This is a genomic window from Actinomyces sp. ICM58, assembly GCF_000283035.1.
Lineage (GTDB): Bacteria > Actinomycetota > Actinomycetes > Actinomycetales > Actinomycetaceae > Pauljensenia.
Genome location: NZ_ALIY01000053.1, coordinates 1 through 10377 on the forward strand (window position 1 = coordinate 1; position 10377 = coordinate 10377).

Genomic DNA, 10377 nt, shown 5'->3' on the forward strand with positions numbered 1-10377 from the left:
CGTCGCTCGCGCGGCATAAAGCCCGGGCGCGGGGCACACATGCAACAAGCCCGGGCGCGGGGCGCGCATACGACGAGGCCGGGACCCGCCGCGCCAAACAGCGCAGAGGACCCCGGCCTCGACAGTAAGTCAGACCAGTCGATCCACCATGAGGTTCGCGAAGGCCTCGAGCGCGGTCCTCGCCTCGCCCTTCGGCAGCGGAGCCAGGGCAGCGATCGCGTCGCCGGCCCAGGTGCGCGCCAGCTCGCGCGTCTCCTCCAGCACGTCATGGCCGCGCAGCTGCTCGACGACCGAGGCCAGGGCCTCATCGGAGGACAGGTCACCCGTGAGCTCGCGCAGGATGCGCGCCCCAGCCTCGTCGAGGGTGCCGGCGGCCTCGCGGCGGCGCAGCAGGAGGACGGGCAGCGTGTCCACGCCCTCACGCAGGTCGGTGCCCGGGGTCTTGCCGGACTGCTCGCCCGAGGACGCCAGATCCAGCACGTCGTCGGCGATCTGGAAGGCGACGCCCACCTTCTCACCGAAGTCGCTGACCACGTCGGCCATCAGCTGGCCGGCACCCGACAGCAAGGCGCCAAAAGAGGCGGCCGTCGACACCAGCGAGCCGGTCTTATCCGCCAGGACCTGCAGGTAGAAGTCCACGCGATCCGCACCGTCAACCGGGCCGAAGGTCTCGTTGAGCTGGCCCTCACACAGGCGCTCGAAGGTGCGCGCGTGGTGAGCCACAATCTCCGGGCCCAGCGACGCCACCAGCAGCGAGGCGCGCGCGAAGAGAATATCGCCGGCCAGAATCGCTCGATTGTTACCCCACAGGTGCTGGGCCGAGGGGACCCCGCGACGGGTCGGCGCGGAATCCATGACGTCGTCGTGGTACAGGGAGGCCAGGTGCGTCAGCTCGACCGCCGTTGCAGCCGTGATGACCGTGTCGTCGAGCGCGCGCTCGGGGTCGCCCAGCTGCGCGCAGACGAGGGTCAGGAGCGGACGCATCCGCTTACCGCCCGCGACGGCCAGATGACGCGTCAGCTCGTCCGTCAGGTCACGCGACGAGGAAACGGCGTCAAGAAGACGGCGCTCGACGACCTCGAGCCCCGGGGTAATGCGGGACTCGAGGTCGGGAACATGAAGATCGGGTGTTTGAGCACTCACGGGATCAGTATGACGATCTTTTCAAGCAGACTCAACACGGGGCCGGGGAACACGCCCAGGGCGATCGTTCCGAGCGCGCACACCAGGATGGCCAGAGCGGACAGGCCCTCCGAGTGGACCACCACGGATTCCTCACTGGGCTCAGTGAAGAACATGACGCGCACGAGGCGGAAGTAGTAGAACGCCGTGATCGCCGAAGCGACGAGGCCCACGATCGCAAGCCAGCCGATGCCACCCTTGATCGCGTCCGAGAAAACCACGAACTTTCCAACGAAACCGCCAGTCAGCGGGATGCCCGCGAAGGACAGCAGGAACACCAGCATCGAGCCGGCGATCCACGGGTGCGTGCGGCCGATGCCCGCCCACTTCGACAGGCTCGTCGCCTCGCCCAGGACGTTGCCCTCCGCGTCGCGGCCGCGCACCAGCGCGATCACGCCGAAGGCGCCGACCGTGGCCAGGCCATAGCCCAGCGTGTAGAACAACACATGGCCCGTGCCGCCCTTCTGGATCGCGAGGATACCCATCAGGATGAAGCCCGCGTGAGCGATCGACGAGTACGCCAGCATGCGCTTGACGTCGTCTTGCACGAGGCCCGCGAAGGTACCGACGAGGATCGTCAGGACCGCGACGGCCGCGAAGACGTACACGAAGTCCCACTGCAGGTAGGCAGCGACGGCCTGATAGAAGCGGGCCATCGCGGCGAAGGCCGCGATCTTCACAGCTGCCGCCATGAAGCCCGTCACCGGGGTTGGGGCGCCCGTGTAGACATCGGGGGTCCACGCGTGGAAGGGCGCGGCACCCACCTTGAAGAGCAGGCCCACCATCACGCAGAACACGCCGATGAGGACCATCCAGTCCATGTTGACGTTGTTCGCGATGGCCGGTCCCAGGGCCGAGATACGCAGCGAGTTGGCGAAACCGAAGAGGAACGCCGAGCCCATCAGCATGAACCCGGAGGAGAAGGCACCGAGCACGAAGTACTTCAGAGCCGCCTCGAAGGACAGCTGACGGCGCCGACGCGCGGTCGCGGCCATGATGTACAGGGGCAGTGACATGACTTCGAGGGACACGAAGAGTGTCACGAAGTTGTCCGCGGCCGGGAAGATCATCATGCCGCCCAGCGAGAACAGGGTCAGCGGGAACATCTCCGAACGCTGGTAGCCCTTGCGCTCGGTGAGCTCCTCGGCGGCAGAATCCGGTCGGTCCGAGGGCTGGCCCGCGAACGCGCCGTCGCCGACGCTGGTGCGGTCAGCCATCACCAGGATGGCCATGAAGCCGATGATCATGAGGATCGACTGCGCGGCGATCGTCAGCGGGTCCTCAATGTACTCGCCCAGCGAGGCGGGGGCCGCCACGACGGGAGCCCAGCGCAACGCGAGCATGACGCACGCGCCAGCGGTCGCCAGGATCGACAGGCCGACCACGATGGGGCGGCGTGCCTTGGCGGGGGCGAAGGCCTCGACGAGGATGCCGAGGACCGCGCCACCCAGGACGATGAGAATGGGCGCGAGGCTCAGCCAGGGAACCTCGGGGGCCTGGAAGTTAGCCATGGGTAGGACGTTCACTGTGCGCTCCCTTCAACGGCGGCCGGGACCTGCGAGGTGGCCAGGTCGAGGTCTGAAGCAACCGGGGTCAGGGCGCTCACGAGGGGCGCCGACCAGATACCAAGGACGAGCATCGCGATGACGAGCGGGGTCATGACGCAGCGTTCGCGCGCCCCGAGGTCTGCCAGCTCCTCCTTGCCCTTGCCCGGAGCGCCCGTGAAGACGCGCTGGTAGGGCATGAGGATGTACATCGCGGCGATGACCACGCCGAGGACGGCGAAGAGGGCCAGCGGGCCGCTCACCGTCCAGGTGCCCATGAGCACCAGGTACTCGGGGACGAAGCCGGACAGGCCGGGCAGCGCGATCGACGCGAGGCCGCTCATCAGCCACAGGCCGGCGAGGACCGGGGTGACCTTCTGCATGCCGACGTATTCGCGCATGTCCTGCGTGCCTCCACGGCGCGAGAGCCAGCCGGAGAGCAGGAACATCGCGGCGATCGACACACCGTGGGCGACCATGTAGAACATGGCGCCGACGAGCGCGATCTGCGAGCCGATGAAGATGCCGAGCACCATGAAGCCGAAGTGCGACACGGAGGTGTAGGACACGAGGCGCATGATGTCGTTCTGCCCGTTGGCGGACAGGCCGCCCCACAGGATCGAGATGACGGCCAGGACGCACATAACCCACTTGGCCGCCGCGGAGGCGCCGGGGGTGAGCTGCAGGCACATCGTGATCATGCCGAAGGTGCCGATCTTGTCCAGGACGCCGACCAGCAGAACCGAGGTTCCGGGGCGGGCGACGGCGGCCGTGTCGGGCAGCCAGGTGTGGACGGGGACCATCGGGGCCTTGATCGCGAAGGCAACCATGAAGGTCGCGAAGATGACCATCTGCATGGAGACGGGCAGGTTCGGCAGGACCTGGGTGAGCTGGTCCATGCGGAAGAAGGTCGTCACGTCCATGGGCGTGGCCGATGCCTTCGCCCACAGGTAGATGATGCCACCGAGCATGACCAGGCCGCCGAAGAGCGAGTACAGCAGGAACTTCATCGCGGCCTTGTGCCGGGCCGCCTCGTCGCCGACGCCGTAGCGTCCGATCATGAGGTACAGCGGGACCAGCATGGCCTCGAAGGCGACGTAGAAGACCACCAGGTCGTAGGCCCCGAAGATGAGGACCATGAACGCCTGGAGGGCGAGCACCAGCGCCGGGTAGGCGCCCCGGTCCTCGTTCTCGTCCCAGCCGGCGACGAGCACGATCGGCACGAGCGCGAGGGCCAGGAGGATCATGACGAGGCCGAGGGAGGTCACGCCGAGGGACCAGGTGACGCCCATCTGCGGGATCCACGTGCGGGACTCGTAGAGCTGGTACGAGGCCGGGGCGGACCAGTTGAACGCGGTGGCGGCAGCGTACACGCCGAGGGCGAGCTCGACGAGGGCGATGGCCAGGGCGACGAGGCGCCCAGCGGAGCGCCTCAGGGGCGGGACGAAGCCGAGGAGGGCCGCACCCGCGGCCGGGAGGGCCACGAGGACGGTCAGCCACGGGAAGTTAGCAGCAACCATTGCACTTTCCATTGTCGTGTTCCCCTTACAGCCTGAATCCGAGGACGATGGCCAGGGCGAGGATGACGCCTCCCAGGATGTAGGCGGCGTAGGTGCGCACGAGGCCGTTCTGGGTGACGCCGACGATGCGTCCGAGCAGCTGCGAGCCGGCGCCGAGGCCGTTCAGCGCACCGTCGATGGCGCTCGCATCGCCGACGGTTGCGACGGTGACGAGGCCCTTGGCGGGCATCATGAACAGGGTCTCGTTGACGGTGTCCTGGTAGAGGTCGCGGCGTGCGGCCTCGGTCAGGGCGTTGCCTGCGGGGACGGAGGTGGGAACCTCGTCGCGCCCGTACTTCATCCACGCGATAACCGCGCCGAGGATGACGAGGGCGAGGGTGGCTCCCTGAATGACGTACTCGTTGAGGACGGGATCACCGTGCATGACGTGGCCGATCGAGGGGACCAGCCAGTCGGTGAAGGTGTCACCGACGGACAGGGCGCCGCCGAGGGCGACCGCGCCGACGGCGAGGATGATCATCGGGATCGTCATGAGGGGGCCGGACTCGTGCGGGTGCACCGGGGCGCCTTCCGCTTCGGTGGTCCAGCGGGCCTTGCCGTGGAACGTCATGAAGAACAGGCGCGACATGTAGAACGCGGTCACGCCCGCGCCGATCATCGCGACGGGGCCGTAAACCCAGCCGGCCCACAGAGCAATGTTGCCGCCGAAGCTGTCGGCACTGAAGGCGGCCTCGATGATCTTGTCCTTCGACCAGTAGCCGGAGAACGGGGGAACGCCGAGGATGGCAAGCCAGCCCATCATGAACGTCAGCCACGTGACCTTCATGGCGCCGCGCAGGGCGCCGAAGCGACGCATGTTCACCTGGTCGCCCATGCCGTGCATGACGGAACCTGCGCCGAGGAACATGAGGGCCTTGAAGAAGCCGTGGGTGAAGAGGTGGAAGATCGAGAACGCCCAACCGATGGGGCCCAGGCCGGCACCCAGCATCATGTAGCCGATCTGGCTCATGGTGGAGGCGGCGAGGACCTTCTTCATGTCGTCCTTGGCGCAACCGACGATCGCGCCGAAGAGGAGCGTGATCGCGCCGATGATGGCGACGGCGGTCGCCGCGATGGGCGCAGCCATGAAGACGTCGCCGGAACGGACAATCAGGTAGACACCGGCGGTAACCATCGTGGCCGCGTGGATGAGCGCGGAGACGGGGGTCGGGCCAGCCATGGCGTCGCCCAGCCACGCCTGCAACGGGAACTGCGCGGACTTACCGCAGGCGGCAACCAGCAGGAAGAAGCCGATGACCGTCGCGGAGGCCGCGGGGATCGAATCGACCTGGGAAGAGACGACGGAGAAGGACACCGAGTGGAAGGCGGCGACCATCGCCATCATGGCGATCAGCATGCCCATGTCGCCGACACGGTTCATGATGAAGGCCTTCTTGGCGGCCACCGCGTAGGCGGGCACGTGGTTCCAGAAGCCGATCAGCAGGTAGGACGCCAGGCCCACGCCTTCCCAACCGGCGAACAGGCCGGCGTAGGAGTCGGCCAGGACCAGGGTCAGCATCGCGGCGATGAAGAAGTTCAGGTAGGCGAAGAAGCGTCGGCGGGCCGCGTCGTGCTCCATGTAGGCGATCGCGTACACGTGGATGAGCGAACCGACGAAGGTCACCAGGATGACGAACGTGATCGACAGCGGGTCCACGAGGAGACCGAAGTCGACGGTGAAGTCACCGGCGGGGATCCAGGTGAACAGCGTCTGGCCGAAGCGGCGCGCGTCCACGGGAGCGTTCCACATCTGGGCGGCGATCAGCGCGCCGACCACGAAGGTGGACCAGGATGCGAGGGTCGCCAGCAGGTGGCCCCATTTGTCCGAGGCGCGGCCCAGCAGCAGGAGCAGGCCTGCGCTGGCCAGTGGGATGAGGATGAGCGCCCACGCGTAGGCGGCGGCTCCGGTGGCGGGGACCGTATCGTAGACGGTGAGAGCCTGCGGGAACATGAAGGTAGTCATGAGTTACGTCCTCCCTCAGTTCTTCAGCAGGTTGAGGTCGTCCATGCTCGTGGTCGAGCGCGAACGATAGATGGACACGATGATCGACAGGCCGACGACGACTTCAGCCGCCGCGACGACCATGACGAAGAACGCCATGATCTGGCCGTCGATGTTGGAATTGATGCGCGAGAACGTCACGAGGACGAGGTTCGCGGCGTTGAGCATCATTTCGACGCCCATGAGCGCGATGACCGCGCTGCGGCGCACGAGGACCGTGGTCGCTCCGATGGCGAACAGCACACCCGCGAGGATGAGGTACCAGGCGAGGCTCACTTGCTCTCCTCCTTCTTCTCAGTGGGGGTGGTGGTGCGCGCCTTGCGAGCCCGAGGCTGGGCCAGTCCGGTGGGCGCGGCGGCGCCGGGCATCCCGAAGGAGCCGGAGCGCGGGACGTCGGGCGTGCGCCCGATGGTGTAGGGCGATTCCTCGAGCGCCTCGGAGCCGTCGGCCTCGTTGCGGGCGAGGGCGAGCTGCTCGGAGACCTCGGGGGTGACCTCGCCGATCGTGCGGGTCAGGCCGCGCACGCGCAGCACGCGGGGCACCGACTCCTCGACGGGGCCGAGGGTCTCACCCGAGATGGCGGGCACGTCGGCCGCGTTCGACTGGGCGTAGACGCCGGGGGCGGGCAGCTGGCCGATGCGAGCGCCCTTCTCCCCGAACGCGCGCATCTTGTTGCGAGCGGTCTGCAGCTGGGTGACCTTCGGGCCGAGGCGATCCGAGTGGGTGAGCAGCATCGCGCCGACGGCGGCGGTGATGAGCAGGCCGCCGGCGAGTTCCATGCTCAGCCAGTGCTCCTGGAACAGGGTGATCGCCAGGTCGGTGATCGGCTGGTTGGAGTAGGGGTTGACCTCGTTCGCCGCGTAAGTGGCGGGCACGGACTTCAGGATCGCGGTCGTCACGATCACGATCAGGCCGAGGCCACCGAGCACCGCGGCGACGATCGCGCCGCGGGACTGGCGGGCGTAGTCGTCGGAGGTGCCAATGCCGATGAGCATGATGACGAAGAGGAAGAGCATCATGATCGCACCGGTGTACACGACGATCTGGGCGACACCCAGGAAGGGGGCGCTATTGGCGATGTACAGGATCGCCAGGCCGAGCATGACGCCGACCATGCAGATGACCGAGTGCGCGGCCTTCTTACAGAAGAGGACACCCAGAGCGCAGGCGACCATGACGATGGCCGCGCATGCGAAGAGGATGATCTCCCCCGTTGACCCCATCATGGGCCAACCATTGGACAGGTTCATCAGTGTGCCTCCTCGGCGACTCGTACCGTCTTGAGGGAGGGGTCGTCGGGGCGGCGGCTCGCGACCCAGTCGACCTGGGCGGCGGTGGGGCCGGTGACTTCCCCGCGGTAGTAGTCGATGTCGTTCTTACCCTCGACCATGGGGTGGGGCGCTGCGAGCATCCCGTCGGAGAGGGGAACCAGCAGGTCTTCCTTCTCGTAGATGTCGTCCTCGCGGGTGTACTTGGCGATTTCGAAGTCGTTCGTCATCGTCAGGGCGCGCGTGGGGCACGCCTCGATGCACATGCCGCAGAAGATGCAGCGCAGGTAGTTGATCTGGTAGACGCGGCCGTAGCGCTCGCCCGCCGAGTACTGCTCCTCGGGCGTGTTGGACGCGGCCTCGACGAAGATCGCGTCGGCGGGGCACGCCCAGGCGCACAGCTCGCAGCCGACGCACTTTTCCAGGCCGTCGGCGTAGCGGTTGAGCTGGTGACGTCCGTGGAAGCGGGGCATGACGCGCGCGGGTTCGCGCGGGTACTGCTCGGTGACGGTGGGCCGGAAGAAGGAAGCCATGGTGACTCCGTAGCCGGCCATGGGCGCGACGAACTGGGCGAGGGCACCCTTGGGGTCATGCTCGAAGAGCATCTCCTCGTCGGTGGTCTTCTCACTCATCGGTGGACTCCTTCGGGCTGTCGATTGCCGCGGCCGGGGCAAGCTCGCCCTCGATGGTGGCGAGGCCTCGCGGCGAGGCAACGGGGGTCTGTCCGGGCAGCGGCGGGACGGGGAAGCCGTCTTCGAAGCCGGTGTATTCGTGCTCGGACGCCGGGATCGGCTCAGGCTCGGGCTTGTCAGTGAGCCAGATGATCGCCAGGGCGATCAGGAAGAGGCCGCCGACGCCGCCGAAGAGCACGGGCGTAGAGAGCTGGACGAACTGGGTGATGCCGCGCACGAGGGCGACGAGCACGAGCCAGCCCAGCGCGATGGGCATGAGGCGCTTCCAGCCGAGGTTCATGAACTGGTCGTAGCGGAAGCGCAGCAGCGTGGCGCGCGTCCAGATCATCAGGAACATGAAGAACCAAATCTTCAGGAAGAACCAGAGCATGCCCCACCAGCCGGAGTTGAGGAACTCGACGTGGGACAGCGGCCACGGGGCGTGCCATCCGCCGAAGAACATCGTGGTGGCCACGGCCGAGACGTTGAGCATGTTGACGTACTCGGACAGGTAGTACCAGCCGAACTTCATCGACGAGTACTCGGTCATGTGGCCGGCGACGATCTCGCCTTCGGCTTCGGGGAGGTCGAAGGGCAGACGGTTGACTTCACCGACGGCGCTGATGCAGTAGATGACGAACGCGGGGAACAGGGTGAATGCCCACCAGAACTGTCCCTGAGCCGCGACGATCTGCGAGGTGGACATGGAGCCCGACATGAGGAATACGCTCACGAGGGACAGGCCCATGGCCAGTTCGTAGGAGATGACCTGCGCGGAGGAACGCACGGCTCCGTACAGGGGCAGGGTCGAGCGGGTCGACCAGCCACCCAGGACGATGCCGTACAGGCCCAGCGAGGCGATCGCCAGGATGTACAGGGAGGCGACGGGCATGTCGGCCAGCTGCAGCGGCGTGGAGATGTCGCCAATCTTCACGTTCGGACCCATGGGGATGACCGCGTAGACGCTGAAGGCCGCGAAGGCCGCGATCGCGGGGGCCAGGAAGTACAGGAACCTCTCGGCCCGGCGGGTCCACATGTCCTCCTTGAAGAGGAGCTTGCCGGCGTCCGCGAACGCCTGGAACAGGCCGAGGGGGCCAGCGACGTTCGGGCCGGGACGCGTCTGCATGCGACCCAGGCCTCGGCGCTCGACCCACAGGGCCAGGAGCACGTTGGCGATCAGGAAGACGATGATGAACACGGCCTTGATGAGGCTGATCCACCAGGTGTCCTGGCTAAAGTCCGCGGCGGTGTACTCCGGGACTGCGAAGGGTGCGAGTGTCATCGTGCCACCTCCTGCGTGGCGCGCAGGGTCGCGACGGTGCCGACACCGCCGAGATTGTCGTGAATTACGGAGCCGGTCGAGCATTCGGGCACCCACGCGACGGAGTCGGGCAGGTCCGCGATGGCGGCCGGGAGGGTGATCGCGCCGATTTCGGTCTCAAGCGTCGCGTCGGCGCCGGGGGCGATGCCCGCGGCGGCCAGCGTCGCAGCCGAGGCCAGGAGGACGGGGCGGCGGGCCGATCCGGCCAGCCACGGGGCACCGTCCTGGAGGCGACCGGCGTCGATCATCGGCTTGTGGGAGGCGAGGAGAACCTGGCCCTTTCCGGCGGCCGCGGGGGCCTGCGCGGGCACCGGCTCGAAGGCCTGCGGGGCGCCGTCCCACTCCATGAGGGGGTTGACTTCCTCGTACAGGTCGGCCAGGGCGGTGATGTCCAGGTCGAGATCGAACTCTTCGGTCAGGCGCACGAACACGTCACGGTCCGTCAGGGACGTGGCCGAGCGGGCCTGGCCGAAGGGACGCAGGCGGCCTTCCCAGTTGATGTAGGTGCCGTTCTTCTCGACCGCGGGAGCCACCGGCAGGACAACGTCGGCCCTCTTGGTCACCTCGGAGGCACGAACCTCGAGGGAGACCAGGAAGGGAACCGCGTCGAGCGCTGCGCGCACGCGGGCCGGATTATCGAAGTCGCGCACGTCGACGCCGCCGACGACCAGGGCGGAGAGCTCTCGGGAGATGGCTGCCTCGATCATCTGCTCGGCGTCGAGGCCGCGCTCGGGAAGCTCACCCCACCCCAGGGACTGCACCCCGGCCTCGTCGATGCCGCGGCCGAAGGGAAGCAGACCCGGGAGGAGTCCGGCCTCGACGGCGGCGCG

The 10377-nt window shown here is 67.4% G+C and carries 9 protein-coding genes; all 9 read right to left on the reverse strand.

All coding sequences use genetic code 11. The features are described from left to right. Window positions 1-129 precede the first annotated feature (129 nt). The gene (locus tag HMPREF1138_RS02460; RefSeq protein WP_009056153.1) at window positions 130-1143 is read right to left on the reverse strand and encodes a polyprenyl synthetase family protein; all 1014 of its coding nucleotides are present in this window, start codon (window positions 1141-1143) and stop codon (window positions 130-132) included. Continuing rightward, window positions 1140-2693 carry an NADH-quinone oxidoreductase subunit NuoN gene (gene nuoN, locus HMPREF1138_RS02465; RefSeq protein ID WP_009056162.1) on the reverse strand — a complete coding sequence of 518 codons (1554 nt, stop codon included), beginning with the start codon at window positions 2691-2693 and terminating at the stop codon, window positions 1140-1142. The genes HMPREF1138_RS02460 and nuoN overlap by 4 nt, the downstream gene beginning before the upstream one ends. Before the next feature lie 11 nt (window positions 2694-2704). Continuing rightward, window positions 2705-4246 carry a complex I subunit 4 family protein gene (locus HMPREF1138_RS02470; RefSeq protein ID WP_009056159.1) on the reverse strand — a complete coding sequence of 514 codons (1542 nt, stop codon included), beginning with the start codon at window positions 4244-4246 and terminating at the stop codon, window positions 2705-2707. Window positions 4247-4271: 25 nt separating this feature from the next. Then, the gene (gene nuoL, locus HMPREF1138_RS02475; protein WP_009056152.1) at window positions 4272-6248 is read right to left on the reverse strand and encodes an NADH-quinone oxidoreductase subunit L; all 1977 of its coding nucleotides are present in this window, start codon (window positions 6246-6248) and stop codon (window positions 4272-4274) included. 15 nt (window positions 6249-6263) lie between these two features. Beyond that, a complete protein-coding gene (gene nuoK / locus HMPREF1138_RS02480; protein WP_009056164.1) occupies window positions 6264-6563 on the reverse strand; it encodes an NADH-quinone oxidoreductase subunit NuoK in 300 nt (99 codons plus the stop codon). Further along, a complete protein-coding gene (locus HMPREF1138_RS02485) occupies window positions 6560-7537 on the reverse strand; it encodes an NADH-quinone oxidoreductase subunit J (RefSeq protein ID WP_009056157.1) in 978 nt (325 codons plus the stop codon). The genes nuoK and HMPREF1138_RS02485 overlap by 4 nt, the downstream gene beginning before the upstream one ends. Then, window positions 7537-8187, reverse strand: a complete 651-nt coding sequence (nuoI, locus tag HMPREF1138_RS02490; RefSeq protein ID WP_009056155.1) for an NADH-quinone oxidoreductase subunit NuoI — start codon at window positions 8185-8187, stop codon at window positions 7537-7539. The genes HMPREF1138_RS02485 and nuoI overlap by 1 nt, the downstream gene beginning before the upstream one ends. Further along, complete coding sequence (gene nuoH / locus HMPREF1138_RS02495) at window positions 8180-9508, reverse strand: NADH-quinone oxidoreductase subunit NuoH (protein WP_009056154.1); 1329 nt, start codon at window positions 9506-9508, stop codon at window positions 8180-8182. Before nuoH ends, nuoI begins: the two co-directional genes overlap by 8 nt. After that, window positions 9505-10377: molybdopterin-dependent oxidoreductase (locus HMPREF1138_RS02500; protein ID WP_009056151.1), on the reverse strand; the 873-nt coding region annotated here is incomplete at its 5' end. The genes nuoH and HMPREF1138_RS02500, both read right to left, overlap by 4 nt.

What these genes read in the sequence shown, in the direction of transcription:
- HMPREF1138_RS02470 (WP_009056159.1), bottom strand. Translation starts at nt 4,246, where the DNA reads ATGGTTGCTGCTAACTTCCCGTGGCTGACCGTCCTCGTGGCCCTCCCG.
- nuoI (WP_009056155.1), bottom strand. Translation starts at nt 8,187, where the DNA reads ATGAGTGAGAAGACCACCGACGAGGAGATGCTCTTCGAGCATGACCCC.
- nuoH (WP_009056154.1), bottom strand. Translation starts at nt 9,508, where the DNA reads ATGACACTCGCACCCTTCGCAGTCCCGGAGTACACCGCCGCGGACTTT.
- nuoN (WP_009056162.1), bottom strand. Translation starts at nt 2,693, where the DNA reads ATGGCTAACTTCCAGGCCCCCGAGGTTCCCTGGCTGAGCCTCGCGCCC.
- HMPREF1138_RS02485 (WP_009056157.1), bottom strand. Translation starts at nt 7,537, where the DNA reads ATGAACCTGTCCAATGGTTGGCCCATGATGGGGTCAACGGGGGAGATC.
- nuoL (WP_009056152.1), bottom strand. Translation starts at nt 6,248, where the DNA reads ATGACTACCTTCATGTTCCCGCAGGCTCTCACCGTCTACGATACGGTC.